25 protein-coding genes are annotated in these 26867 nt (G+C 26.9%); 4 read left to right on the plus strand and 21 right to left on the minus strand.

What is annotated here, in order from left to right; genetic code table 11:
• Positions 1-5: 5 nt before the first annotated feature.
• The 8 genes from OIF33_RS04855 to OIF33_RS04890 form a co-directional block, all read right to left on the minus strand.
• Positions 6-962 carry a carbohydrate ABC transporter permease gene (locus tag OIF33_RS04855; RefSeq protein ID WP_322503093.1) on the minus strand — a complete coding sequence of 319 codons (957 nt, stop codon included), beginning with the start codon at positions 960-962 and terminating at the stop codon, positions 6-8.
• 18 nt (positions 963-980) lie between these two features.
• Entirely contained in the window at positions 981-1949 is a 969-nt protein-coding gene (locus tag OIF33_RS04860) for an ABC transporter permease (RefSeq protein ID WP_322503094.1), read from the minus strand.
• Positions 1950-2181: 232 nt separating this feature from the next.
• Positions 2182-2658 (minus strand): cyclic pyranopterin monophosphate synthase MoaC, encoded by a 477-nt coding sequence (gene moaC, locus OIF33_RS04865; RefSeq protein ID WP_322503095.1) that lies wholly within the window; start codon positions 2656-2658, stop codon positions 2182-2184.
• A gap of 41 nt (positions 2659-2699) precedes the next feature.
• The gene (gene modB, locus OIF33_RS04870) at positions 2700-3356 is read right to left on the minus strand and encodes a molybdate ABC transporter permease subunit (protein WP_322503096.1); all 657 of its coding nucleotides are present in this window, start codon (positions 3354-3356) and stop codon (positions 2700-2702) included.
• Positions 3357-3359: 3 nt separating this feature from the next.
• Positions 3360-4130 (minus strand): molybdate ABC transporter substrate-binding protein, encoded by a 771-nt coding sequence (gene modA, locus OIF33_RS04875; protein WP_322503097.1) that lies wholly within the window; start codon positions 4128-4130, stop codon positions 3360-3362.
• Positions 4115-4606, minus strand: coding sequence for a MogA/MoaB family molybdenum cofactor biosynthesis protein (locus tag OIF33_RS04880; protein ID WP_322503098.1), 492 nt, complete (start codon positions 4604-4606; stop codon positions 4115-4117). The genes modA and OIF33_RS04880 overlap by 16 nt, the downstream gene beginning before the upstream one ends.
• A gap of 346 nt (positions 4607-4952) precedes the next feature.
• The gene (locus tag OIF33_RS04885) at positions 4953-6476 is read right to left on the minus strand and encodes a response regulator transcription factor (protein ID WP_322503099.1); all 1524 of its coding nucleotides are present in this window, start codon (positions 6474-6476) and stop codon (positions 4953-4955) included.
• A gap of 4 nt (positions 6477-6480) precedes the next feature.
• Positions 6481-8217 (minus strand): sensor histidine kinase, encoded by a 1737-nt coding sequence (locus OIF33_RS04890; protein WP_322503100.1) that lies wholly within the window; start codon positions 8215-8217, stop codon positions 6481-6483.
• Between the two features lie 220 nt (positions 8218-8437).
• On the opposite strand from OIF33_RS04890, the gene OIF33_RS04895 reads away from it, so the two are divergent.
• Both OIF33_RS04895 and OIF33_RS04900 read left to right on the plus strand, forming a co-directional pair.
• Entirely contained in the window at positions 8438-9115 is a 678-nt protein-coding gene (locus OIF33_RS04895) for a DUF624 domain-containing protein (RefSeq protein WP_322503101.1), read from the plus strand.
• Between the two features lie 173 nt (positions 9116-9288).
• Entirely contained in the window at positions 9289-10626 is a 1338-nt protein-coding gene (locus tag OIF33_RS04900) for a lipid II:glycine glycyltransferase FemX (RefSeq protein ID WP_322503102.1), read from the plus strand.
• 154 nt (positions 10627-10780) lie between these two features.
• Here OIF33_RS04900 and OIF33_RS04905 read toward each other — a convergent pair whose 3' ends face one another.
• Positions 10781-11557 (minus strand): ABC transporter permease, encoded by a 777-nt coding sequence (locus OIF33_RS04905; RefSeq protein ID WP_322503103.1) that lies wholly within the window; start codon positions 11555-11557, stop codon positions 10781-10783.
• 11 nt (positions 11558-11568) lie between these two features.
• Positions 11569-12198, minus strand: coding sequence for an ABC transporter ATP-binding protein (locus tag OIF33_RS04910; protein ID WP_322503104.1), 630 nt, complete (start codon positions 12196-12198; stop codon positions 11569-11571).
• Positions 12199-12351: 153 nt separating this feature from the next.
• Here OIF33_RS04910 and OIF33_RS04915 point away from each other — a divergent pair, with 153 nt between their 5' ends.
• Positions 12352-12657, plus strand: a complete 306-nt coding sequence (locus OIF33_RS04915) for a PadR family transcriptional regulator (RefSeq protein ID WP_322503105.1) — start codon at positions 12352-12354, stop codon at positions 12655-12657.
• A gap of 160 nt (positions 12658-12817) precedes the next feature.
• On the opposite strand, the gene OIF33_RS04920 is transcribed toward OIF33_RS04915, so the two are convergent.
• Both OIF33_RS04920 and OIF33_RS04925 read right to left on the minus strand, forming a co-directional pair.
• Positions 12818-13555, minus strand: a complete 738-nt coding sequence (locus OIF33_RS04920; RefSeq protein WP_322503106.1) for an amino acid ABC transporter ATP-binding protein — start codon at positions 13553-13555, stop codon at positions 12818-12820.
• Positions 13556-13573: 18 nt separating this feature from the next.
• Positions 13574-15091: an ABC transporter permease subunit gene (locus OIF33_RS04925; RefSeq protein WP_322503107.1), complete on the minus strand. Its 1518-nt coding sequence runs from the start codon at positions 15089-15091 to the stop codon at positions 13574-13576.
• A gap of 171 nt (positions 15092-15262) precedes the next feature.
• Here OIF33_RS04925 and OIF33_RS04930 point away from each other — a divergent pair, with 171 nt between their 5' ends.
• On the plus strand, positions 15263-16045 hold the full coding sequence (locus OIF33_RS04930; protein WP_322503108.1) for an EFR1 family ferrodoxin: 783 nt from the start codon (positions 15263-15265) through the stop codon (positions 16043-16045).
• Between the two features lie 139 nt (positions 16046-16184).
• Here the strand turns inward: OIF33_RS04930 and OIF33_RS04935 are convergent, their stop codons facing one another.
• The 9 genes from OIF33_RS04935 to OIF33_RS04975 all read right to left on the minus strand — a co-directional run bounded on the left by OIF33_RS04935 (position 16185) and on the right by OIF33_RS04975 (position 26737).
• Positions 16185-16601, minus strand: a complete 417-nt coding sequence (locus tag OIF33_RS04935; protein WP_322503109.1) for a DUF86 domain-containing protein — start codon at positions 16599-16601, stop codon at positions 16185-16187.
• Between the two features lie 621 nt (positions 16602-17222).
• Positions 17223-18443, minus strand: coding sequence for a hypothetical protein (locus tag OIF33_RS04940; protein ID WP_322503110.1), 1221 nt, complete (start codon positions 18441-18443; stop codon positions 17223-17225).
• Positions 18444-18476: 33 nt separating this feature from the next.
• Positions 18477-19730 carry a hypothetical protein gene (locus OIF33_RS04945; protein ID WP_322503111.1) on the minus strand — a complete coding sequence of 418 codons (1254 nt, stop codon included), beginning with the start codon at positions 19728-19730 and terminating at the stop codon, positions 18477-18479.
• Positions 19731-20053: 323 nt separating this feature from the next.
• The gene (locus tag OIF33_RS04950; RefSeq protein ID WP_322503112.1) at positions 20054-21502 is read right to left on the minus strand and encodes a HAMP domain-containing sensor histidine kinase; all 1449 of its coding nucleotides are present in this window, start codon (positions 21500-21502) and stop codon (positions 20054-20056) included.
• Positions 21492-22190 carry a response regulator transcription factor gene (locus OIF33_RS04955; protein ID WP_322503113.1) on the minus strand — a complete coding sequence of 233 codons (699 nt, stop codon included), beginning with the start codon at positions 22188-22190 and terminating at the stop codon, positions 21492-21494. The genes OIF33_RS04950 and OIF33_RS04955 overlap by 11 nt, the downstream gene beginning before the upstream one ends.
• A 121-nt stretch (positions 22191-22311) precedes the next feature.
• Positions 22312-23403, minus strand: a complete 1092-nt coding sequence (locus OIF33_RS04960) for a hypothetical protein (RefSeq protein ID WP_322503114.1) — start codon at positions 23401-23403, stop codon at positions 22312-22314.
• Between the two features lie 376 nt (positions 23404-23779).
• Entirely contained in the window at positions 23780-24175 is a 396-nt protein-coding gene (locus tag OIF33_RS04965) for a hypothetical protein (protein WP_322503115.1), read from the minus strand.
• A 504-nt stretch (positions 24176-24679) separates the two neighbouring features.
• Positions 24680-24967 carry a DUF503 domain-containing protein gene (locus tag OIF33_RS04970; RefSeq protein WP_322503116.1) on the minus strand — a complete coding sequence of 96 codons (288 nt, stop codon included), beginning with the start codon at positions 24965-24967 and terminating at the stop codon, positions 24680-24682.
• A 12-nt stretch (positions 24968-24979) separates the two neighbouring features.
• Positions 24980-26737 (minus strand): DEAD/DEAH box helicase, encoded by a 1758-nt coding sequence (locus OIF33_RS04975; protein WP_322503117.1) that lies wholly within the window; start codon positions 26735-26737, stop codon positions 24980-24982.
• Positions 26738-26867 lie beyond the last annotated feature (130 nt).

Below are 26867 nucleotides of genomic sequence, written 5' to 3' on the forward strand. Positions count from 1 at the left end.
TTTAATTACTCTTTAACTGCCCCAATTGTTAATCCATTTACAAAGTATCTTTGGAAGAATGGATAAGCGAAAATGATTGGTAAAGTTGAAATAACAACTATTGCCATCTTAGCAGTATCTTTTGGCATGTTCTTAGTAGCCTCTATAGCATTTGCACCAAGTGAAGTTGCATTGTTTGCTAAGAACTCCATTGAGTTTTCTAATCTTATTAATAAGTACTGTAATGGTATTAAGTTTGGTTCATCGATGTATAACATAGCATTGAACCAATCATTCCAGTATCCTAAAGTTAAGAATAATCCTATTGTAGCTATACCAGGAAGAGAGATTGGTAATACTATTCTTAAGAATAATCTCCACTCTGATGCTCCATCTATCTTAGCTGATTCTATGATAGCGTCTGGTACTGATGTTTTAAAGAATGTTCTTAATATGATTATATGGAATGAACTTACACACATTGGGAGTATAAGTGCCCATATTGTATTCTTCAAGTTCAAGAATCTTGTAACTACTAGGTATGAAGCAACCATACCACCTGAGAATAACATTGGTACAAAAATTACTTTAGTAAAGAATTTTCTGTAAGCAAAACTCTTTCTTGATAAAGCATATCCATACATTGACATTATACTTAATCCAATTAAAGTACCAACTATTGTAACTATAATTGTAACCCCATATGATGTCATAATTTGGCTACCTGATGAGAAAATATATTTGTAAGCTTCTAAGCTCCATTCTTCTGGTATAAATTTATATCCATTTAACTGTAATGATTGCTCACTAGTTAATGAGATAGCTATAACGAATACGAATGGCATTATTGCTAAGAAAGCTAATATTGCGAATAAAACATTTAATAAAAAGTTACTCTTTTTTGAGACAGCATTAAACTTGCTTACCTCTTCTTTCGGTTCCGCTTTTTTCTTAAGTCTTTTTTGTTTAATAGTTTCTAACACACATTACACCACCTTTTTTTAGAAGAATGCGTTTTCTTCATCTACTTTTCTTACTATAGCGTTAGAAGTTACGATAAGTATTAATCCTACAAATGATTGATATAAACTTGCTGCAGAACTCATACCGATATCTCCTAAGTTCATAAGACCTCTATATACATAAGTATCGATTACGTTTGTTACTGGATATAAAGCACCTGAATCTTTCGGTAATTGATAGAATAGACCTAAGTCCCCTCTGAACATACCACCGATTGAAGTTATGAACATTATGATCATTACTGGCTTTAATAATGGAACTGTTATATATTTTATTTGTTGGAACTTGCTTGCTCCATCTATCATTGCTGCTTCATAGTAACTCTTATCTATACCACATATTGAAGCTAAGTAAACAACTGTTCCGTATCCAACTGCTTTCCATTGACTCATAAAGATTATAATAAATGGCCAATATTTAGGTTCTGTGTACCATGAAATACCACTGCCACCCATTGATGTTATAATACTGTTAACATATCCTTTATCAGGGCTTAAGAATGCATATAAGCAATAACTTACAACAACCCATGATAAGAAATAAGGTAAGAACATACTACTTTGATAGAACTTAGCTAGTTTTTTATTTAATAACTCATTTAATAAAATTGCTAATGTTACTGGAAGTACTATTCCTAAAATTATAAATACAAGATTGTATAAAACTGTATTCTTAGTTATTAACCAAGCATCACTACTTTGGAATAAGAATTTAAAGTTGTCAAATCCAACCCACTCACTCTTCATTAAACTCTCAAAGAAGCCACCATGAATTCTCCATCTCTTAAATGCTACAACTACTCCAAACATTGGTAAGTAAGCAAATGCTAAGAACCATATTGCTCCCGGTATAGTAAGTAGTAAAAGTTCTTTATTGTTTTTAAAACGTTTCATTCTATCTTTCATTGTAAGCTTCTCTTTTGGAAGCTTTTTAGCTTTACTCTTCACACTTCTTCCCCCTTTTGTTGTAAACGTTTCTTACATTTAAAATATTAACACCATATACAATTTGGGAAAAGTTGAAAATATTTAGTTTTACTGTATAAATTTCAATTACCAACAAGTAAATAGCATTATATCCATAGAAAATCCAAATAATATATAATTTATATACTTTTTTATGGAATAAAAAAGAGCTAAAGAATACTCCCTAGCTCTAATTTTTTTTCATATTATTTCTTTAAAAATTAAATTCTCCACTTTTTCCACCTAGTTTTTTAACTAAATGTATATTTCCTATAACCATTCTTTTGTCCACAGCTTTACACATATCATAAATTGTAAGTGCAGCAATAGACACTCCAGTAAGAGCTTCCATTTCAACTCCTGTCTTATGAACTACCTTTGTAGTGGCAGTTATTATGATTTCATTTTTTTCTGAATCAATTTCAAATTCAATACCAGATCCTGTAATCATCATTGGATGACACATAGGTATTAAATTGCTAGTATTTTTCATTGCCATTATGCCTGCGACCCTAGCAACGCCTAAAACATCGCCTTTTCCTATCTGGCCTAATTTTATTAACTCTATGGTCTCACTAGATGCTTTTACAGTTCCTGTTGCAATGGCAACCCTCTCTGTTTCATTTTTATTACTTACATCTACCATAACTGCATTTCCTTTATTATCAAAATGAGTTAGTTTATTATCCATACTTATACTCTCCTATCCAATAAATATTTCCGTAAAAATTTCTATTTTATTCTCTTGATTATTTTATTATAAAAAAAAGTTAAAACTACTGAGATCACTACTATAAGTATTAATATCTTGTTTGCTAATCCTGAATCACCATTTTCAATGGCATAATACATAGCCATAGGAATTGTTTGAGTCTTTCCTTGAATATTTCCAGCAACCAAAATAGTTGCTCCAAATTCTCCAAAAACTCTTGCTATACTAAGTACAATCCCTGTATACAATCCTTTTTTAGAAAGAGGTAAACTTATAAGTCTGTATAATTTAAAGTCCGTTGCACCCATTTCTCTTGCAGCATTTTTTACATCCTCATTAACACCAATCAATGAAGTTTTTAAACTCTGATACATAATTGGTATTGAAACAACTATTCCAACAACAACTGCTCCTATCCATGTGAATATAATGCTCATGTCAAAATTATTATATAGAAACTCACCAATTATTCCCTTCTTGCCTAAAATCAAAAGAATCAAATATCCAACAGCAGAAGGAGGGAGAAACATAGGAAATATTATTATTGTTTCAACTATATTTCTAAATTTAAAATTCTTCTCTATCATTAAATAGCCAAGCAATATCCCTAAAATACAACTTAACAATACAGATACAAAAACAACCTTTAAAGATATTAAGAAAGCTTCTAATATCATTCTCTAGTTCACCTCAAAACCATACTCACTAAATACCTCTTTACTTTTACTATTTTCTAAGTAATTAATAAATTTCTTTGCCTCTTCACTATTTTTACTATTTTTTAGTAAGCATAACTCATATTCTATAGGTTTATGATAATCATTTGGTACTTCATAAATTATTTTACTATTTTTTAAGTCTAAAGCATCAGTTTTATAAACAAATCCAAGATTAGCTTCTCCATTTTCCACATATGTTTTAACACTTGTTACGCTTCTAGCAAAAACCAACTTACTTTCAATATCCTTAAAAATCCCTAATTTCTCTAAGCTCTCTTTAGCATATTGACCTGCTGGAACTGTGGATACATCACCCATAGCAATTTTACCTTCTGCAGTTTTAAGATTTTCTAATGAATTTATTTTCTGGTTATAATCATTATTTTCAATTAAAACTAGTTCATTCCTTAAAATTTTATAAGATTCATTTTTATTTACTAAACCTGAATCTATAAGATCTTGTGCATATTTAGTATTAGCCGAGAAGAATAAATCTACATCTGCTCCATCATCAATTTGTTTTTTCAATGTTCCTGATCCACCAACATTATATTGAACCTTTACTCCATATTCTTTTTCAAAATCTGCTCCTATTTTCTCCATAGGTTTTTGAAGACTTGCTGCAATACTTACAGTTAAGGTTTTATCACCATTATTCTTCGTACATCCTACAAATAATAATGATAACACTCCTATTACCATTATTATTGCTAGGCTCATTTTCTTGCACATTCACTTGCATCTCCTCTCAGAATATCTATTCCATGTTTTAAATCATCTAAAATATAATCCATAACTTCTCTACAGGCTTTTGGACTTCCTGGCATATTAACTATAAGAGTGTCTTTTCTTATACCAGCAGTTGCCCTAGAAAGCATAGCTCTTTTAGTTATTGTCATACTATAACTTCTTATTGCCTCTGGAATTCCTAAGGCTTCTTTTTCTATTACATCTTTAGTAGCCTCCGGAGTAATATCTCTTTTACTAAATCCAGTTCCTCCAGTTGTAAGTATAAGATCAACCTTTAATTCATCTGCCATATGAATCATCTCATCTCTAAGCATCTCTCTTTCATCTGGAAGCACTATGTATTTTTCTACTTCAAATCCTTTTTCTTTTGCAATATGAGCTATTACTAAGCCACTCTCATCTTTTCTTTCACCAGAATATCCCTTATCGCTACTAGTTATTATTCCTAATTTATACATCTTTAAAAAACACCTACCTTACTTTTATAAGTTTAATTTTAATATAATATTTTTCCTAAAACCACTTCAATTGTTTAAATTTTATCATTCAAAAACCTTGTAAAATGTGATTTTTATCACATATTTTCTAAACTTAAATATGAATCTTAATTACTTATTGCAGTTGATTTTCTTATTATTTACTTAATTTTAATTAAAAATATTATTTTTTTAACAAAGTTTATATAAAAAAGGCTGTACTCAAATTTATATATTTGAATACAACCCTATATCTTACTCTACTTTTAATTATTGTTGATTCTTAGATAGAACTCTAAGACCATCTTAATGAGTAGCTAGTATTGCATTAATAATTTTTTATATTTCTTAATGTTGATGGACAAACTCCATAATACTTTTTAAACTTTCTATAGAAATAACTAGTATCTAAATATCCAACCTTCTTAGCTATATCATTTATTTTCATATTTGTATTTAATATAAGTTCCTTAGCTTTCATATTCTTTGTTCTATTTAAATACTCAGAAAATGAACATCCTACTTCCTTAGTGAATATTTGACCTAAATAAGATGTATTTATATGATATTTTTGTGCTAGAGTTTTAAGGCTAACCTCTTCATAATAGTTTTCATTTACATAACTTATTATTTGTTGAATTACAGGACTATATTTTATAGTAGTTGGATGCATAAGTTCTATAACTTCTCTAACCTCACTGCATAATAAAGTTTTTATATCTTCTCTTGTATCCTCACTACAAAGTGCAATAATTTCTTCTCCTAAGCTATTTCCTGAATATTGTTTTTCAACTTTAAACTCTTCAACAACCTTGTCTAATAAGAATAATATTTTTACTGCTAAGTCATAGATATTTCTTGGAGTTAGATTTTTATCCTCAACAGTTTCTTCAATTATCTTTTCTGCTTCATCTATATCTTTAGCAATTATTCTTTTATTTAGCTTATCTAAAACTCCACTAAAGTTAATATTTTGCTCATTAATATCCTTAACATCCTCTATTGTTATACATTTGTTGTATCCTAAAGTAAGAACATATTTTTTTAGATTATTTGCTTCTTTATAGCTTTCACTAATTTTATAAAGACTCTCTACTGGCTCTCCTATACTTAAAAATACATCTATACCATACTCATTTATAATTCGTTCTTTTAAGGTATTATAATATTTCTTTATTGCCTCTTTATTTAAAGACTTATCCCAAGAATTTATTAAAATAAGCTCCTCGTCTAATGTATATATTATTTCGAAATTATTTTGAGTATTTTCTTTTATTACATCAACTATATTATGTAACACTTCTTCACTATCATATCTACTTCTAGTGTTTATAATACATAACGAATACATCTTGGAATCTAAATCAATATAAAAACTTTCTTTATTTTCCTCTATTTCTCCTTGATCTAATTTACCTTTAATAAGTTTAATAAGTAAATTATGCTTACTTAAGCTTGATTTATTTTCTTCTTTTTCTTGGTTTATTTTATTTATAGTATTTCTTAGAGTTTTCTCTAATTCTTCTTCATCTATAGGTTTTAATATATAATTTTCAACCCCTAATTCTATTGCTTTTTTAGCATAAGAAAAATCGTCATATCCACTTAATATTATAAATTTTACATCTGAATTAATTTTCTTTAATTCTTTTAATAGTTCTAATCCTGTAACCTGTGGCATATTTATATCAGTTACAACTATATCAACTGGATTTTCATTAAACTTATCTATGGCTTCTTGTCCATTACTTGCCTTATTTACAATCTCTAAGCCAAGTTCTTCCCACTCAATAATATTCTCTAGTCCTTGTAAAATTAAATTCTCATCATCAGCTAGCATAACCTTGTACATATTACTATTCCACCTCTCTAAGTGGGAACCTTAAAATCATATTAGTTCCCTTATTCTCTTCACTAGTAACAGTTAACCCATAAGGCTCCCCATATTTAATTTTAATCCTTTCATGAACATTTAGCATCCCTATCGATTTACTAGAATGATCACATTCTCTAATTCTCCTATTTATATCATCTAATTTTTCTTTAGGAATCCCCCTACCATTGTCTATAACCTCGACAACTATGTCATCTAAATGTTTATAAATATATATTCTAAGTTCATTATCATCTCTCTCTAATCTTATACCATGAACAAAATAGTTTTCGATTAAAGGTTGAAGAGTGAACTTAACAATCCCCTTATCATATAAATCTTCTTCACACTCTATACTAAATTTAAATTTTTCATCATATCTAAATTTAAATAACTCTAAATACTTATTACAATATTTTATTTCTTGATCAATTGAAACTATGAGCTTACCTTTAACTTGATTCCTAAACAAAAAGGCTAAGCTATATAGCATTTTTCCAACTTCCTTATCTCCATTACAAATAGCTTTCATCCTTATAGACTCTAATGTGTTGTAAAGGAAATGCGGATTAATTTGATTTTGAAGTGCTACAATCTCAGCTTCTCTTTGATGAAGTTCTGCTAAATAGCTTTTTCTTATATGATCATTTAACCTTTGACACATTTTATTAAAGTTATCAGCAATAAAAGTTATCTCATCATTTTCATGTCCTAAAGGAATATGTGTGTCTATCTCTCCATTTTCAACTTTTTCCATAGCTAAAATAAGTTCATCCATTCTTTTACTTAAATTTTTAAATTTTAGGTAAAGAACACACTCTGCAATTATGAATAAGAAAAGACTAACTAAAAAAGCCGATATCTTAAATACTAAAGGAATTTTAGTTGCATCACTTGTTTTTATTCTAACTACAGATATTAATCCATTATTATCAGGTAACATGTCAACATAATAATTTTCTTCTAGAGTTACTTCTTGATTTCCTATTTTTAATCTATCAAAGTATGGATAATATTCATAATCATATTTATTTTCGGAATCATATAAAACCATACCATTTTTATTTAATATAAGAACCTCTGAATCAGTATCTCTATATTTCTTTATTATATTTCCAATTGAACTTATATCATAAGTGGTTATAAGCATTCCCTCTGATTTTAAAGATGCTGAATCTCTTATCTCATTACTTATGTTAATCTCATCTTTTTTATAAATTGTGTTTTCAAGCTCACCATTATTTAATAACTTATTTGAATTAAAAGGATAAGTCTTTATTTCACCTTTTCTATTGAAAATTGATATCTCATTTCTTGAATAACTAACAAAAGATATATTCTTTAAAAAATTATTTAGTTGAAATGAACTCTTAACAAAATTTTCTATACCATTATAATAAAGTTTATCACTTGCACTATAATAATCTAATTTTCCTTTTATATAGTCAACTAAATCCGTATTTAAATAATTAATAACATCATTTAATCTAAATTCATCTTCATAAAGCATATTCATTATTGTTTTAGATGTGCTGTTATTATATTCTAAAGTTTCATTTACATCTTGCAGTATTTTCTCATTTATATAAAGAGTATTTCTCTTAACCTCTTCTGAAGTCTTAGTTAAGAAATATAAATATAAAATGCTTACTACAGATAATATCACTATTGTGTACGTTACAAATAACCTTCTGTAAAGATTTGATTTGCTAAATCTCATTTAAATCCCCTTTTCCCCTATATTATCTTAGTCAATTTTTATTAAATCACATTCCCATCTATCTGAAAAGCTTATCAAATTATGACATTTTATTGTTTTCATGTATTTTTTATGGTTTCCTTTAAAATTAATGCATATTTAATTGTTTTTATATATTACTTATCTTAAACTATAATTAGAAAATAGTAAAACCATTACATTATTTTATGGAGTGATAAAAATGAGTGAATTTTTTAATCTTGAAAAACTACTTACTTTTTTTAATTATATCTTTTGGTTTTTTATGCTAAATATATTTTTTTCTATATTGAATATACCTGTAATCTTGTTCTTCCTATTTGTAGGAATTAGAAATGTAACAACTTACTTACCACTGTTTTTAATTTCTTTAATTCCTTTTGGAGCGAGCTTTACAGCTTTACTTTATTGCATGAGAAAACTTGTAAAATACAAAGATTTAGACTTGTTTAGTGACTTTATTAAGGGACTAAAATACAACTGGAAGCAATCTACTTTAATGTGGTGTGGAGAATTAATTTTAATATTCCTTTTCAGCTTTAACTTAAGAATATTCTCAACAGTTTATTATAATTTAATTCTTAGTTGTGTATTTATAGTTTTAATTGTACTAACTTTATTAGCTACAACTTATATGTTTGTATTAATTTCGAGATTTTCTATGAGTCCAATGGAAATTTTAAGAGCTAGTGTAATATTAACTTTTACTAAACCAATTATTTCTATAGGAAATATAGTAGTATTTTTATTTGCACTTATGCTATTTGAAATTAATCCTGGAACAACAGTAGTCTTTATGGCAAGCATAGTATCTTATTTAGTAATGTTTTTAAATAAAAATCTTTTAGAAAGCTTAGAGACAAAGAGTTCTCAAGCATAAATAAAAGCCAACCTATGTTGGCTTTTATTTTTTTATAAATTTTACACAAAGCCGTAATATTCCTATATAATAACAATGTTGTACTTGAACAGAAAATTATTTCATATTACAATATACTTATTATGTCTTCATATATATGTTTAGAACTGATGAAGTTTAAGGAGGAAACTAAATTGTATAAATTTGTAGAGATAAATTCATCAGAAATTGATAAATTTAATGAATCTAATAGAAAAGGTCACATATTTCAAACATCTTATTGGGCTGAATTAAAGAAAGATTGGAAATCAAAATTCGTAGCTGGGTATGATAATGATAATAACGTAGTTATAACTGCTACTATTCTTTTAAGAAAAGCTCCATACATAAATAAATATATGGGATACATTCCAAGAAGTTTTACATGTGATTATAATAATAAAAAATTATTAATAGAATTTACTGAATATCTAAGAGATTTTGCTAAAAAGAATAATATAAGCTTTATAACAATAGATCCAGATATACACTTAAACGAAAATGAAAAAGAACTTACAGAAGGTGCTGAAATAAAGAACTTCTTAAAGAGCTTAGGTTACAAAAATACTGATAGTAAAAACTTTGAAGCTATACAACCTAACTTTGTATTTAGACTTCCACTTCCAACTGAAGGGGATAAGATGGACATTAAAAAGGCTGTATTCAAAAAGTTCTCTAGTAAAACTAGATATAATATAAAGGTTGCTGAAGAAAGAGGTTTATCAGTTGAAGTTTATGACAAAGAAACTTTAAACGAAGATGTCTTAGATAGATTCCACGAAATAATGGTTACAACTGGTAAAAGAGATAACTTCTTAGTAAGACATAGAGAATATTTTAAAGACATGATAGATTACTTATACCCACATTGTAGATTATATATGGTTAAGTACAGCTACGAAAATGACTTTAGTAGATTATCAGAAAAATTAAAAAAACAAGAAGATGCTAAAGTTAAAGCTCTTAAGAAAATAGAAGAGCTTAAAGTTAAATTCGATGCTGAGACTGATGAAGATAAGAAGTCTAGAGTTGAAAAGAAATTAAATGACCAAGATAAGAGACTTAAAGAAGCTGAAAGACAAATAGAAGGATTCCAAAAGAAAATTGCTGATATAGAACCTTTCAAAGGACAAGAAATATATCTTTCAGGTTCAATATACCTATACTATGGAAATAAAGCATGGTATCTTTACGGTGCTTCAGAAAATATCTTAAGAGATACAATGCCTAACTTTGCTATGCAATGGTCAATGATTTGTGACTCTATAGATTTAGGTTGTGATGTATATGACTTTAGAGGTGTTTCTGGTGATTTAAATCCTGAAAACCCACTATATGGACTTTATAAATTCAAAAAAGGATTTAATGGAAATTTCGTAGAATTCATAGGAGAGTTTGATATTGTTGTTGATAACGGAATATATACACTTTATAAAAAAGCTTTCCCACAATTCAAAAAAATCAGAAATGCTATAATGAATAAAAAACAATAATAAAAAGAGTGCTACTGCACTCTTTTTTGTTATTTTAAAGTGAATATATGTTTTTTAACTAATATGAATTTTTAGATATAACTATAAGGCCATCTTAATGAGCGATTATTTTTTTGAGGAAATAGCCTAAATTTAAATTCACCTAAAACAGAACTTAAATTAATTGATGTTTTTCATTGAAGAATGTTTTATAACCTTGTTGAACTAATATTATTACGCTTAGAGATACACTTCCTACAATACCAAGCATTACGGCTATTTGATACATGATAGCTGTTATAGGATTTATTCCAGCTAAAATTTGTCCTGTCATCATTCCAGGCAAGAAAACTATTCCCATACCTATCATTGAATTTATTGTAGGTAAAATAGCTGCATCAAATGACTTATTAACTAATCCTCTACATGCCTCTTTAGTTGTTATCCCTAGCATCAATAATGTCTCTATATTTTCACGCTCTGATTCCATACCATTTATTAAAGTTGTTATCCCTAAAGATATTCCTGTCATAGAATTACCAATTAACATACCAGCTAAAGGTATTACATAGCTTGGATCATACCAAGTTGGTAACTTTATAACAACTAAAATAAAATAACTTAAACTACTTAAAGTTCCTATAATTATTGAGTATGAAATTATTTTTTTTAATCTCTTATCTTTAATCTTACATTTTTTTATTATATTATTTATAGCAAAGCATTCCATGAGTAATATTGCAATAACTGTATATATTGGATTTATGTTTTCAAATAAATATGTTAATATATATCCCATTGCTATAAGTTGCAAAGTCATTCTGATTGAACTTATAAGAATTTCTTTTTCTCTATTTATCTTTTTAACCTTAACTATTAAAAGTAATATTAATATAAATACATAAGCACTTATTATTTGAAGCAAACTTAAATTTACATAGCCACTATCCATAGTATTCTCCCTTACTCCCCTAAAACTTTTCCCTTTATAACTTCTATTGTTCTTTCAGAATAAATATTAGCTAACCTTAAATCATGAGTAATTATTATTAATGAAAGTTCTCTTTCCTTTGCAAAACTAATTATATTCCTAAAAACCATCTCTGAGTTTTTTTCATCTAATGATGCTGTTGGTTCATCAAGCATTAATACATCACACTGTAAAGCTAATGCTCTTCCTAATATTAATCTTTGTTTTTCTCCACCAGATAACTTTTGAGCTTTTTCATCTAAACTCTTTTCTAAACAAACTACCTTTAATATATTCTTTAAAATCTCATCATCTACTAAAGTTTCTTTTCTAAGTTCAAGTCCTTTTAATAAATTTTCTCTAATAGTTCCATCAAAAATAATTATATTTTGAGGCACCATTACTACTTTTTTTCTAAGATCTATAGGATTTATTTTATTTATATTTTTTCCCTTATAAAATATATCTCCATTATTGGCACTTATCATATTATTAATTAACTTTAGCAATGTACTCTTTCCACTTCCACTTTCCCCAACAATAAAAGTTATCTTCTTTTCTTCAATATTTAAGTAATCTACCGATAATATTCCCTTATATCTTACCTTCTCTAAGCTAATCACCTTAATTCCCCCTAATCCATTAAAATTTAAGATTAATACAGCATATTTATTTTTGATTTTTAAAAAATAAATAGTATAATATAATAGAAAACATTAATAACAATCGATTTTCGATATCGCATTTATATATATTGTATTATAGGAGATGACCCCATGCAAGAAAAAGTTTTAAGAAAGCTATTTTTAGGTTTTATACATATTCATATTTTACATCATGCAAAAGTTGAACCCTTTTTCGGCTCAAAGATGATTGAAGAACTTCGTGAACATGGATATTCTATGAGCCCAGGAACTCTTTATCCAATACTTCACAATATGGAACGTGATGGTCTACTACTGAGAAAAGATAGACTAATTGATGGTAAGATAAGAAAATATTATAGTATTACAGTAGAAGGTAATGAAATATTAGAAGAAGCTAAAAAGAAGGCCTTTGAATTATTTACAGAAATAAAATAAAAAGCTTTTGAAGTAAATGTTAATTTTTAGCTAGTTCTTCATATCTAGCTTACAGTTCTATCTAAAAATCAATACTAGTTTAAAACAAAGTAAAAAAACTATAGTGGCATAGAAACTTTGCTCTAAGCCATTATAGTTTTTATTTTTGATTAGTCTCTATTTAATTAACTATAAATCTTTCAAGAAACTGTTTTGTTCTTTCATTCTTAGGATTTTTAAATATTTCCTCAGGAGTTCCTTCTTCAACAACAACTCCTCCATCCATAAATATAACCCTATCTGCTACATCTCTAGCAAAACTCATTTCATGAGTTACTATTATCATTGTTTTATGTTCTTTAGCTAAGTCTTTTATAACAGCTAAAACTTCTGCTACTAATTCTGGATCTAAAGCTGATGTAGGTTCATCAAAAAGAGTAACATTAGGATTTATAGCCATAGCTCTTGCTATACTAACCCTCTGTTTTTGCCCTCCAGATAAAGTACTTGGATAATTGTCTTTTTTATCAACCATTCCTACTTTCTTTAAGTTCTGTAAAGCAACTTCCTCAGCTTTCTTCTTATCCATTTTATCTACTACAATTAATGCTTCCGTAACATTTTGTAATACTGTCTTATTATTAAATAGATTGTAATGTTGAAATACCATTGCTGATTGTTTTCTTAAAGTATTTATTTCTTTTTTAGTAACTTTTTCAGCATTAATTTTAACATCTCCAACTTGGATTTCTCCTTTATCTGGTGTCTCTAAGTAGTTTAAGCATCTTAAAAATGTTGATTTACCAGAACCAGACGGTCCAATTATAACAACTACTTCGCCTTTTTTAACCTCCATATTAATATCCTTTAATACTTCTAGGTTACTATAGCTTTTTTTAATATTTTTAACCTTTATCATGACTTCTCTCCCCCTTTACTAATAAACTGAAAGTTTCTTTTCTAAAATCTTTTGTAGATAGTTAAAGAAGCCTATGATTATCCAGTACATAATCGCTACAACTACGTAACTTTCAAAGAACTTGTAACTAGCCGCAGCTTCCATTTGAGCCTTAGCTAAAAGTTCTACAACCCCTAGAGTAAATGCTAAAGAAGAACCTTTTACTGTATCTACAAAGATATTTCCTAAAGGTGGTACAGCTATTCTAAAGGCTTGTGGTAAAACAATTCTTCTTAAAGCTTGAGCTCTTGTCATACCTAATGAAAGACATGCTTCCATCTGTCCTTTATCTATAGCATCTATTGATGATCTTAATATCTCTGCTATATATGCAGATGCATTAAGTCCTAATCCTATTAATGCTGCAGTATATGCACTCATATTTTGAAGTGCAGGAATTACCTGTGGTATACCAAAATAAAGTAGGAATAATTGTACTAAAAGAGGAGTTCCTCTAAAGAATGATATGTAAATCTCAGCTATTTGCTTTAGTACAGGAATTTTATAAATTCTTATCATTGCAAGAGCTATTCCAACAACTAATCCTAATATCATACCAAAAACTGATAAAGATATTGTTACATTAACCGCTTTTAATAACATAGGCACTAAATCTAATGAATACATAAAATCAAAACCTATGCTATTATTATTTTTATTATTTATCACTTGATTATTATTTTCTTGATTATTAGGAACAGTAACATTCATTCCTAACCACTTTTCAGAGATAGCTTTAAGCGTTCCATCTTTTCTCATCTCATCTAAAGCTTTATTAACATTTGCTGATAAATCCTTACCTTTTTCATTCTTAACAAATGGGTAAGCATTCTCGATCTTATCTATTGGTTCTCCAGCTAACTGTAAGTTTAAATCTTTTTCCTTTATAGCAGCTATAGCTGATACCCTATCTATTACTACGGCATCTATTCTTCCAAGTAAAAGTTCATTAAAAGCCGCATCGGTATTTTGATAAGTTATTACTTTAATATCTCCATTTTTGTCTTTATCCTTAACTATTTGCTCATAGTTACTTCCAAGGTCTACTCCAACCTTTTTACCATTTAAATCATCAAAAGACTTAATTGAATCATTACCTTTTTTAACTATTATTTGAGCTCCACTATATACATATGGTTCTGAGAAATAATACTTTTCTTCTCTTTCTGGTGTTACACTTATTTGGTTCGCTATTGTATCAACTTTTCCACTCTCTAACATTCCAAATAATCCGCTGAAAGAAGCTGTTTTAAACTCAACATCATATCCTAATTTCTTTCCTATTTCATTCCATACATCAACTTCAAATCCCTTAAGTTCTCCACCCTCTAGAAAAGTAAATGGATAATATGTTCCTGAAGTTGCTACTGTTATTTTTTCTTTATTAGTACTATTTTTTTGAATGTTATTACTAGTATTGTTAGTATTGCTACACCCAACTAATACAGTCATTAAAATACTTATTGTTAGAAATAATAACATTAATTTTTTCTTCATTAGCTTAACCTCTTTCCGTTTTAATATAGTTTAAATTATATTAATTCCCATCGAAATTGTCAACTTTTGATTTCGCTTTATATTAATTATATTTTGGATTTATATAGAAATTATGTATTTTAAAGAATAAAATGAATATAATGAATTATTTTTAAATAAGGATGGATATTTATGAAAAAAAATTTAATCTTTTATTTCTCAACTTCAGGGAATTCACTTTATACAGCTAAACAAATTGCTACTCATTTAAAAGATGTCGAAATCATTTCAATAGTTGATGCTTTTTATAAAAAAGATTTTTCTTATGAAGCAGAAACAATAGGTTTTGTATATCCAATTTATGCTGGAGGACTGCCTCCTATGGTAAGCGATTTTATCTCTAAATTAAAATTAAATAAGGATGTTTATATTTTTGCAGCTGAATGTACCGGTGGCGGAAAAGGTATAACTTTTACCATGATTAATACTTTATTATCACCTAAAGGTCTTTCTCTATCTAATGGTGAAAAATTCTTACTTAATTCAAATTATATTAGAATGGGGAGAAATCCCAAAGTAGAAGAAGATGCTAAGAAGGTAATTGATTCAAATAATCTTAAAGTAGAAAATTTCATGCTTTCTATAATTAATAGAGAAACTAAAGATTTAAAAGAAAAACATGCAAAGATAAATTTACTTTTCTATAATCTTTGGAAAGATAAATTTAAAAATAAAGATAAAAACTTTAATACTAACGAATTATGTACAGGCTGTGGAATTTGCGCTAAAATTTGTCCAAATAAAAATATAGAAATTATAAATGAAAAACCTAAATGGGAAGGGAACTGTTGCGATTGTATGGGATGCATAAATAATTGCCCTCACAAATGCATAAACATAGGAAATAAAACTCAAAAGAAAAATAGATATAAAAATCCATATATAAAAACTTCTGAACTTCTTAGAAAAGATTAAACATAAAAATAACTTAGTAAAAAAGATAAATTACTTATTACTAAGTTATTTTCCTATATTTTAGGTTATGTTTTAAACTAATGTAGATTTTTAATTCTTCATATCTAGCTAAAAATCAACCTTAACCTAAAACAGAGCATTACTTTAAATTCTCTAAAGAGTTTTTTATCTTTTTTAACTTTATAATTGATTTCTTTAACTCATTAAAAATAAACTCATCTTCTATAGAAGCATACATAAATGTAAGTTTATCTTTTAAGTTTATTAACTCCATATAATCTTCAAAATCACATTCTTTTGTTATATTTTTTTCACTAAGTACTTTAAAAGTTTTCTCAATATGCTCTGGCATAGCCCATCCATTTGAAACAACGATGTAATTTGATAGATCCACCATTGCCTCAACAGAACTTCTTAATAAATATTTTGTACTATCAATGTTTTTAAAATCCTTTAAAAATGCATCTTCCTCTAATCTATTTAGTATTTCTAGCTTTTTAATATTCTCACATATAAATTTTAAATCTTTGTTTACCCTATTTTTATCTACTGCCATACTATTTCACCTACTCATTTGTATTTCTTAAATATATTATATATCATAATTCTAAAATTTATTTCTTTTAAATATATTTAACATTGAATTTTTATCTCTAAAAATCAACACTAGCTTTAAGAGTACTTAAATAAAATTAAAAAGGAGTAAGATGCTAAACAAACAACTTACTCCTTCCCTATTAAATAAAAGCACCAAATAATTTAAACAAACTCATATTAATTAAACTACCTAATACCTTTATTTAAGATGAAAACTCTAAGATTAATCTTTTTAAAACCATCAAAGAGCTTCCATACATTAGAATATATCCATCTTATCTCAGTAAAAGTAAACATCTCTTCTGATTAAGACTTCCTTATTCTAAAATCTTAGTTACGCCACTTCCGTAAGAAAATTAATCCTTACCTTGCCATACACTAAGATTTTTAAATGTAACTTTCGGCAGACATCTTTATTTAGCAATGCTCATTATCATAAATTAGTTATGGAATGAGGTGAATCTAAATAAATTCAACTAAAATTCAATTGAAGTAAGAACTTATTATGAATTAAGTCTAATGTTATCTCCTCCACGTTACAATATTATATTGTCCTTTTTTTAAAATTATATGCATGTAATTATTGATTAAATTCTAAAATTTTAAAATTAAATATTTCATTTTTTTCTGTTTTATATTCAGCTATGATTAAATACCTACCATCTTTACTCCAAATGACTTGCGGTTTATATCTTTCACAACTACTGGCTGAACTTGATTCATACTCATAAACCTTTATTGCACCATTAGGTTTTCCTTCCTTTATATCAATAACTTTTATTTCTCCCATTCCATCATACTTTAAATGATGAAAAATTTTATCTTTACTTGGAGATAATATCTCATTTAGCCATACCTCTTGAGAATATTCATGTTGAAATAAATCAGAAAAAATTTTTTCTCTTAAATTTATAACCCTTATTTTCCCTCCTTCTGATGTGCCAATTTCAACCAAAATATTTTCTTTGTCTAAACTACATATATCATAATAACTATCTCCAATATGCTGTAGCCCTCTCTCTTCATTTACCTTCTTTTTTTCTAAATCAACACTATAAATTTTGCTTGGAAACTGACTTCCCCACTCTTTAGTTCCTGTCAAATAAATTTTATTATCAACTATTCCTATAATACTTGAAATATGCTGATTTTTTGATATTTTAACATTATCCCAAATTTCTTTTTCAAAATCATACCATCTTATTTCTTTATATCTACTATCATCATCTGAAAACAACTTTATTTTTCCAGGATCTCTCCTTATAAAAAACAGAAGTTTATTTTCAATAATATCACTATACTCATATTCTCCGTAAGTTTTTTGAGCCATTTCATCTTTATTAAACTTGTCCAAATTAACATGAAAATCTTTATTATAATCACTATCGAAGAACTTTCCTTTTCCATTTCCTAAGTCCTCATATTTATAGCCATAGGTATATTCTTCTTCATTTATTTCCTCTTTTATTGTTTCATCCTTTAAGTCATTACATTTAACTTTTTTAGCCGTTCCCTCTTCAAATATAATTTTATACTTTTCTATAATCTCATAATCATTATTTCTTTTTTGTAAATATAATTTCTCATCATTCTTAACTAACTCACCTGAAATTCCTTCTGTATCATTAACTTTAAAGTTAAATTCATTTAATACATGAAATTCAGAATTGTTCTCTTCTTCAATAAAGTTATGAAATAAAGCCCCTTTATTTTCTTCCTCTCTAAAATCTACAAGTAAAACAACTACTATTATTAAAGCTAAACTAAATAAAAGCCATTGTAGTAAATTTCCCTTTTTCATATAAACTCACTCTCACATTCTCTTAATATACTATTAGCTTATCTCTAAAACCTTTATATTAGATATTCTAGAACCAGTTTGTTCTCTTACCCCTATAATTAAATATTCCCCATCATTGCTCCATAAAATATGTGGTGTTGGATCACTATAATATTCTCCATATTCATTTATTAAATCTGCCTTATTATATTCATATTCATAAACTTTTCCCTCAGCTATAACCTTGTTATTACCTATTTTCAAAACTTTAACTTCCATATTATTTCCATTTTGGGAAAGATAAAAAATTTTATCTCCTGAAGGGGATACTTTCTGTGATAAAAAGAATCTCTCTCCATCTATTTCATAATTGCATAAATCTGCTGTAATCTTATTTCTCAAATCTACCATTTTAATTTTCTCACCACTATTACTCATAACATGAAATAAAATTTTTTCTTTATTTAAAAAAGCTAAATCATAATAAGCTTCTCCTTTTTCCAATAAATCAACTTCATCTTTTAAAACTTTTTCTTTTAAATCTAAGGAATAAATTTTGCTTGAAAACTGTTCTCCCTTCATACTATTTCCTAGCATAAAAACTTTACTATCTACAACTCCTATCAAAGTTCCACTTAAATAAACTTCTTTAGGTACCTCAATACTATCCCAAAATTCATTGTCAAAATCGTACCATCTTATTTCTTTATAATCTCCATCCTTTTCTACATTTCCCTCTCCTAAATAAAACTTTCTATCCATTAAAAATAACAAATAGTTTTCTAAAACATAATACTCCTCTGACTCCGTAAGAGTATTTTCTGCAAATTTATCCTTATTAAATTTTTCTATATTAACTACTTCTTCTTTTCCATAATCCTTACTAAAAACTCTCCACTTTCCATTTCCTAAATCCTCAAATTCACAGTTACTTAAAATAAACTCAATATCTCTGAGGTTTGGAGATTCTTTTAAATTTTCTACTTCAACTCTTTTAGAATTTTCTCCTTCAAAAATAATTTCCTCTGTTTTTAAAATATCTCCCTCCCTATTTCTAGTCTCTAAATAGAGTTTTCCATCTCTTACTAACAAATACTCATAATTATGAGATCCTTCTTCTAATTTAAAATCATATTCTTTAAGAACCTTTATTTTATTATTTTCTGAGTCATCAATAGCATTATTAGATAAGATATATAATTCTCCTCCGTATTTATTAGTATTTTCATATCTCATAAGAGAATTAATTAATAGACCTGTAGTAACAATTCCCGCTAAAACTAATAATAAAACCTTACCCTTTTTCATAAATACCCCTTTCTAAAATTTTCTCTTTTATTTCCTTACTCTTTGTTTTTATTTTATACAGGAGTTTTTTCTAAAAAATTAAATCTTATTTCCAAAATGTTTCTAAAATTATTTTTTTATAATAATTCCCTAAAATTTATACTAGATAACATCTCATTTAAAGACTATTTTTTTAACTAGTATTGATTTTTAGATAGAACTGTAAGATCCTCTTAATAAGTACTCAATATTACATTATTCTGAAGTAGATAATATCAATACTTTGCAAAATTAAGTTAAGTCTACGGGAATATCTAAAAATCAACACTCAACTAAAACATAGCCTATTTGAAAATAATCATAACCTTCACCTTATCATTAGAATAACTAAAAGAAATATCTCCATTATATTTTTTTACTAACTCTGAACATATATAAAGTCCTAAACCATTCCCCCCTAATTCTCTAGATTTTTTAGTATTTTCTCTATAGAATGGTTCAAATATTTTTTCTAATCCCTCATTGCTAATCTCATCACTGAAATTCTCTATCTCTATATATCTTTCTTCTTTATTTTTAAATAGATTAACCTTTATCTCAGTACCTTTTATTGAATACTTTATTGCATTATCTAAAAGATTTATAATAACTCTACGTATTTCATCTTCTCTACACATAAACTCAACATCTTCTAAATTCTTAGAAATGTATATATCATGTTTTTCTCCCTTAACTTTAAAATCTTCACATAACTCCTCTATTAATTTTTTTAGATTTATATTTTCAAATTCTCTATTTTCTATATCACTTTTATTTTTAGAAACTTCAATCAAACTTACTATAAGCTCATGCATTCTTTTACTTTCTTTATCTATTCTTTCTAAAGCAAATATTCTAAACTCATCATCATTAAAATCTTCTTCCATCATAATTTGAGCATATCCCGAAATATTAGTTAATGGCGTTTTTAATTCATGAGTAATATTATTGAAAAATTCTGTTCTGGTTTTTTCTAAGGTTAAAACCTTTTCCTTTTCTTCATTTATTTTCTCAATTTGTTCTTCAATCTTATTAGCCATTTTATTTACACCTTTAGCTAAATCTCCTATCTCATCTTTTGAATTAACTTTTAAATTTATCTTATAATCTCCATCACCAATTCTCTTAAAGGAATTTTTTATATAGCTTAAAGGATTTACTATCTTTTCAAAAAGAAAATAAGTAAAAATTAATACAAGCAAAAATGTTATTAAAACAATAATTTTTATATTGCTCATTAACCCCATTAAATCTAAATATTCCTTTGAATAATCTTTGCTTAAAAGTATATTACCTAAAAAATTTTCATCAATATAAGCCGGAAAAGCTAAGTATGCTGTAACACGATTTTTATTTCTATAAATATTCAAAGCTGCCTTATTATTATTTGCCTCTTCTAAAACATCTTCTACTCCATCTTTTCCATAATTAAAAGAAATTTCATCCAAATAATAGCTATATTCTTTCTCTAAAGATTCATTAAAAACATCAATTTGACAGTTTCCTTGTTCACTAATATTATTTGATATTTTAGGAATATATCTATTGAAATTTATTTTATTTCCTTCAAGGTTATTTGCCTGAAAATATAATCTTAAGACACTATAACTACTTTTATATAAAGAATCCATTTCATTTTTAATTTTATTTTCATGATAATTAATAAAAGCTCTATTTAAGAAACAGTTTAAAATTATAAATGCAATTAAGAATATTATTAAAAATCCTCCTGAAAATTTATGTTTAACTTTCATCTTTTTCACCCTTAAACATATATCCTAACCCAAAAATAGTTTCTATTATTTCCTCATTTTTAAGCTTTTGTCTTAATCTTCTCACATGAACATCAACAGTTCTAAAATCTCCAAAATACTCATCTCCCCATACACCATCTAATATTTGATCTCTAGATAGGGCTATATTAGGATTGTCCAAGAAATACAATAAGAGTTCTATTTCTTTTGGTTTAAACTTTATCTCTTCTTCATTTAAATAAACCTTTCTTGACTGTCTTTTTATTTTAATATCTCCAATTATCAATTCATCTTTAACTAGTTTTTTATTATTTTCCCTTAAAAATTTATCTTTTCTTCTTAAGGCTACTTTTACTCTTGCGACACATTCTCTTATATCAAAAGGCTTAGTTATATAATCATCTGCTCCTAATTCAAGTCCTAAAACCTTGTCCACAATATCATCTCTTGCTGTAAGCATTATAATATTTGCATCCAATTTATTTAATTCTCTACAAACATCAAAACCACTTATATCTGGTAACATTAAGTCTAAAAGAACTAAACTAGGATCAAAACTCTTAAAAATCTCTATGCCTTGCAATCCCTTATCAACACATCTAACCTTAAATCCTTCTTTCATAAAGGAATATCTTAAAATATTTTGAATATCTGGTTCGTCTTCAATTATTAAAATTCTTTCTTCCATAAATCCGCTCCTTAAATTAAGACTCATTTTAATTTTACTATATTAGGAAGTTTCAATTGTTATCAACTCTTTACCAAAATAAAAAACTTCTATCTAAACTCTAGATAGAAGTTTTTTTATTCTACTCATTAAATTCTAATATCTTATAATTTTCTGCTTCCCCATTAAAATTAATTTTCTCACTTATAACTAATTTTTTACCATCTTTGCTCCAATTAATATGAGTTTTATCTCCTTTATAATACTCATATACTTTTCCTTCAGCCTTAACTTTATCATCTTCTCCAATTATTAATACCCAAACTGAAACTACTCCCCCTTGTTCAATTTCATAAAAAAATCTATCCTTTGAAGGAGATAAAGTTTCATTAAGCATATAAATTGAATCATTAGTGTAATATAGATTTTGGTCCATTAACTCACTAAATATTTTATTTTTAAAATCTAATATTCTTACTACAGTATTAGGATTAGGAACATTGGTAAATATGATTTTATTATCATTTAAATATTCGTAATCTAAATACGCAGCTCCTTTAACTTCTAAATTACTTTCTTCTCTTAATTTTGCAGTCTTTAAGTTTAATGAATAAATTTTTTCATTTACTTCATCAAATTCTTTACCTTTTACATCATATGATAATGTAAATAATTCATCATTATTAAATCCTATTATAATAGTACTTACATTCATATCATCTTTAAGATCTATTTTGTTCCATTCCTCAGTTTTTAAATTATACCATTTGATTTCTTTAAACTCTCCAATATGATTTTTATTTTCTTTATAATTTGGATTCTTTAAAAACACTATTACATAATCACCTATAATGAATCCATCTTGCCCACCAGCTAATATTGATTTAACTTCTTTATCATTACCAAACTTTTCTTTATTTACTGTTACTTCTTTACCAGTTTGAATATTTTCTATACTCTCTTTTTCATCTCCTATATCATTTACTATATACTGATAAGGAGCATATATCATTTTACTTTGATCAATAGGTACTGTCTTATCATAGATTAAACCGTCAGGTATTGATTTTAAACTCTCTTCTTTTGTAACCTTTATTTCTTCCTTTTCTTTATTAGCTTCTTCTAAGGAAATAACCTTCCATCCATTATTAATACTTCCACAAGAAATAAGCACACTAACTAATAACATAATAGATATCATAATTAAAACTTTTAAACTTCTCTTTTTCTTCATATGTACTCCTTAAACACTAATTTTTCTCTAAAATCACTCATTTAATGTAATAAATGTAATAAATGTAATTTAAAGAATATTTTACTACCTATAATCTATATTAGCGTACTTTTGTATTTAATTCTATATCTTGTTTTAGATTAAATTCATTAGTTTCAATAAAAAAGGAAAGTTGTGAGTTAAAATTTTAACTCACAACTTTCCTTTGTGTGACTAAACTCGCTGTCACTTGTCGACCCTTAATAATAATTAATTATTAAGTTAGGTTAAGTTTTGCCTATGCAAATTGTAACTTTGGAAAGCCCTCGTGACTTCCTCCCTGTTACATTATTATATTGCCCAGCGAAAATAAAATTATGCATTATTTTTTATTTTTTTATTGATATATTATTCCATCAACATTAGCTAATATATCATCTATTTGATAATCATTTATATTTAGATTTATATTTTTTCCTCTTAAATTAGCTATAAGCTCATTCTTTTCATCCTCAAATATTGATGATTTCTGTATGCTAGCTATGAATTCATCTAGCCTATAAAGAATACATAATCCTTCAGTAGCTCCAACTACACTGCATATACTTCCTGTTGATTTCCATTCAGTCATATCAAGTTCTGAAAAATCTACTTTTTCACAATAAAGAGAAATTTTTTCTTGATAATATCTGTTTACATAGGCCTGAGCCATATCACTTTCTTCAAAACCAATAACTCTTCCTTCAGGCATAACTAAAACATAATTATTTACTGGCGCTTCATATGGGTTCATATCAATTCCTCCTAAAGCTTGTTTATTTTATTTTAGTTTTTCCTTCTCTTTAAGCCCTTATACTTATATAGTTTTGGAATATAAAATTCCATTTTTAACATATAACAAAACCTAATATTTTAATTAAGCTTTATTTTAATATTGATTTTTAGATAGAACTGCAAGACCATCTTAATAAGCAGTTAGTATTGCATCTCCTATAGCTAGTAACTCTAAGATTCCAGCTTATTCAAGCTGTCATTAAGAGTTCCTACGCTCTAGATAAATTCGACTAAGATTCAGAGTTCGCATAAGCTCTCTCTGAATTAAGTCTCATTTTATATACGTAAGAATAATAGCGTTAAGAAGCTTTTTCTGTTTAAACGTAATCAAAAAGGAATACAATCTCATTTTATTCAAAGGTGTAAGTTCAAAACGCAAAATTAAAATTTTGATTTTCACTTAAAATTAAGTTAGGTCTGAAGGCTAGTGAAAAAGCAACATAGTTTAAAATATAGCTTTTTCTTAAAATATATAATTATCACTTTCTATATCAATTATTTCTGCATCTGTATTCTCTTCCACAAAGCTTATTAAATGTTCTAAGGTTGAATCAACTTGTTTAGAATCTCCACATACAACTGATATACCTATAACTATGGTTTGATGAATATCCTGTTCATCAACTTCTCCAACAGAAATATTAAATTTATTTTTTAATCTTTGAACTATACTCTTTACTACCATTCTTTTTTCTTTTAGAGAATGTACCCAAGAAGCTCTTAAAGTTATTCTTAAATTTAAAACTCTCATATAATCACCTATTTATATTCTCATAAGAATATTATTTATTTCTTCACTTACAGTACGTCTTTCATTTTCTATCCACTCTAAATCAAAATTTAAATTAAACCTCTTACTAAATGAATAGTACATATTAACCATTTGATAGTAAGTTTCCAAATCATATAATGTTCCTGAATAACATTGAGGTTTAAAAATTTCCTCTTGATCATTTAAAAATAATTGATCTACAAAATTTAAAAATTGATTCATTAAATCATCCTTAGATATATCAAAAGGAATCTTTAAAAGTTCCCATTGTATTTCCTCAAGAAGCTTATATGGTTTTAATCTTTCTAATATTATTAAATATTCACTTATATCCATTTTTCTATAGTAAGGAACCTCACTTTTTTTCGTACTCCATAAGGCTAATTTTTCATTTAAAGGTAGACTAGTTATTTCTAATATTGCATCTGATGGACCTAAAACAGCCCTTTTTATAATAATATCTTCTTCTTCAAGCCTTTCTTCAATAAACTCTTTATTATCTCTATATGTAGCTACATATCCAGTATTGTATATTCCCTTTCTTCCAGCTCTTCCTGCAATTTGTTTAACCTCTTGAGAAGTTAATTCTCTCATTTGTTCTCCATCAAATTTACTTATTGATAAGAAAACAATTCTCTTTATTGGAAGATTAACGCCCATACCAATTGCATCAGTTGTTATTAAAATCTTATTTTTTCCTGTAATAAATTCCTCATATTGTTTTCTTCTAACCTCTGGAGGTAAATCTCCATAAATTATTGAACATTTAATCCCCATTTGTGAGTATTGTTCTGCCATTTGAAGAACTTTTTTCTTAGAAAATAAAACTATAGCATCTCCCTCTTGAACATCCGCAGGATGAAAACTTTTATCCTCCACAACTAATGGAATATCCCTATGATATTCTATAATTTCATACTCATCTCCACAGTCTTCAATTATTTCTTTTAATATATTCTTAGCGTTAAAAGCTCCACATATATGTATCTCATTGCAATATAATCCCAGCAAAGCTCTAGTCCAAGCATATCCTCTTTGAGAATCATTTATCATTTGTATTTCATCTATTACTGCCACATCATATCTTTCATGAATATTAGCTTTTTCTATAGTACATGATACATGAGTTGCATCTTCAAATAATATCTCTTCTTCTCCAGTTAGTAAATTACATTTAACGCCTTCATTATTTAATCTTTCAAAGTTTTCTAAGGCTAAAATTCTAAGTGGTGATAAATATACACCTTTTTTTACCTCTTTTAACCTTTGCATAGCTGTATAAGTTTTTCCTGTGTTTGTTTCTCCTAAATGAAGATAGAATTTTCTTTTTAATCTTCTTGTATGAAGATATTCATCCTTTGGATTTGCTGGGAATTTTTCATCAAACTCTCTTGATATTAATTCTGGAATATGATGTTTTACCAAAAGAGTCATTATTCCTGAATTTAAAAATACATTATAGTTATTTCTAAGCACCTCATAAAAATCAAAATTTGTGCCATTTTTATTGTTATAGCCTTCTAAAATTCTTTTACCTACTTCTTCTAATAATTCTTCATATCTATCATAAAGAGCTTCATATCCTTTTAAGCCGTGGTCTTTCATCTCTTTTAATTGTAATATTTTTTTTCTTAAAGTTGATTCATGTTCAAAAAGCGCTCCAGCTTTTGAATGCCTTACTATATTTTCTATTTGACTTATCTGTCCAGATAACTTTTTATACTCCCTTTGAGCTGCATTTTTTTTCATTAAAATTCCTCCAAGTTAAAATTTTCTATTATTTAACCTATAGCTTAATTGTAATCTTTTTCTATTAACATAACAAATCATTTAATTTTTATCTTTCTAATATTTTCTTCAAATAATTGATTTAATATTA

The organism is Clostridium sp. LIBA-8841 (assembly GCF_034439435.1).
Classification (GTDB): domain Bacteria; phylum Bacillota; class Clostridia; order Clostridiales; family Clostridiaceae; genus Sarcina.

What these genes read in the sequence shown, in the direction of transcription:
- moaC (WP_322503095.1), bottom strand. Translation starts at nt 2,658, where the DNA reads ATGGATAATAAACTAACTCATTTTGATAATAAAGGAAATGCAGTTATG.
- modB (WP_322503096.1), bottom strand. Translation starts at nt 3,356, where the DNA reads ATGATATTAGAAGCTTTCTTAATATCTTTAAAGGTTGTTTTTGTATCT.
- modA (WP_322503097.1), bottom strand. Translation starts at nt 4,130, where the DNA reads ATGTGCAAGAAAATGAGCCTAGCAATAATAATGGTAATAGGAGTGTTA.
- OIF33_RS04880 (WP_322503098.1), bottom strand. Translation starts at nt 4,606, where the DNA reads ATGTATAAATTAGGAATAATAACTAGTAGCGATAAGGGATATTCTGGT.
- OIF33_RS04885 (WP_322503099.1), bottom strand. Translation starts at nt 6,476, where the DNA reads ATGTACAAGGTTATGCTAGCTGATGATGAGAATTTAATTTTACAAGGA.
- OIF33_RS04890 (WP_322503100.1), bottom strand. Translation starts at nt 8,217, where the DNA reads ATGAGATTTAGCAAATCAAATCTTTACAGAAGGTTATTTGTAACGTAC.
- OIF33_RS04895 (WP_322503101.1), top strand. Translation starts at nt 8,438, where the DNA reads ATGAGTGAATTTTTTAATCTTGAAAAACTACTTACTTTTTTTAATTAT.
- OIF33_RS04905 (WP_322503103.1), bottom strand. Translation starts at nt 11,557, where the DNA reads ATGGATAGTGGCTATGTAAATTTAAGTTTGCTTCAAATAATAAGTGCT.
- OIF33_RS04915 (WP_322503105.1), top strand. Translation starts at nt 12,352, where the DNA reads ATGCAAGAAAAAGTTTTAAGAAAGCTATTTTTAGGTTTTATACATATT.
- OIF33_RS04920 (WP_322503106.1), bottom strand. Translation starts at nt 13,555, where the DNA reads ATGATAAAGGTTAAAAATATTAAAAAAAGCTATAGTAACCTAGAAGTA.
- OIF33_RS04925 (WP_322503107.1), bottom strand. Translation starts at nt 15,091, where the DNA reads ATGAAGAAAAAATTAATGTTATTATTTCTAACAATAAGTATTTTAATG.
- OIF33_RS04930 (WP_322503108.1), top strand. Translation starts at nt 15,263, where the DNA reads ATGAAAAAAAATTTAATCTTTTATTTCTCAACTTCAGGGAATTCACTT.
- OIF33_RS04935 (WP_322503109.1), bottom strand. Translation starts at nt 16,601, where the DNA reads ATGGCAGTAGATAAAAATAGGGTAAACAAAGATTTAAAATTTATATGT.
- OIF33_RS04940 (WP_322503110.1), bottom strand. Translation starts at nt 18,443, where the DNA reads ATGAAAAAGGGAAATTTACTACAATGGCTTTTATTTAGTTTAGCTTTA.
- OIF33_RS04945 (WP_322503111.1), bottom strand. Translation starts at nt 19,730, where the DNA reads ATGAAAAAGGGTAAGGTTTTATTATTAGTTTTAGCGGGAATTGTTACT.
- OIF33_RS04950 (WP_322503112.1), bottom strand. Translation starts at nt 21,502, where the DNA reads ATGAAAGTTAAACATAAATTTTCAGGAGGATTTTTAATAATATTCTTA.
- OIF33_RS04955 (WP_322503113.1), bottom strand. Translation starts at nt 22,190, where the DNA reads ATGGAAGAAAGAATTTTAATAATTGAAGACGAACCAGATATTCAAAAT.
- OIF33_RS04960 (WP_322503114.1), bottom strand. Translation starts at nt 23,403, where the DNA reads ATGAAGAAAAAGAGAAGTTTAAAAGTTTTAATTATGATATCTATTATG.
- OIF33_RS04965 (WP_322503115.1), bottom strand. Translation starts at nt 24,175, where the DNA reads ATGAACCCATATGAAGCGCCAGTAAATAATTATGTTTTAGTTATGCCT.
- OIF33_RS04970 (WP_322503116.1), bottom strand. Translation starts at nt 24,967, where the DNA reads ATGAGAGTTTTAAATTTAAGAATAACTTTAAGAGCTTCTTGGGTACAT.
- OIF33_RS04975 (WP_322503117.1), bottom strand. Translation starts at nt 26,737, where the DNA reads ATGAAAAAAAATGCAGCTCAAAGGGAGTATAAAAAGTTATCTGGACAG.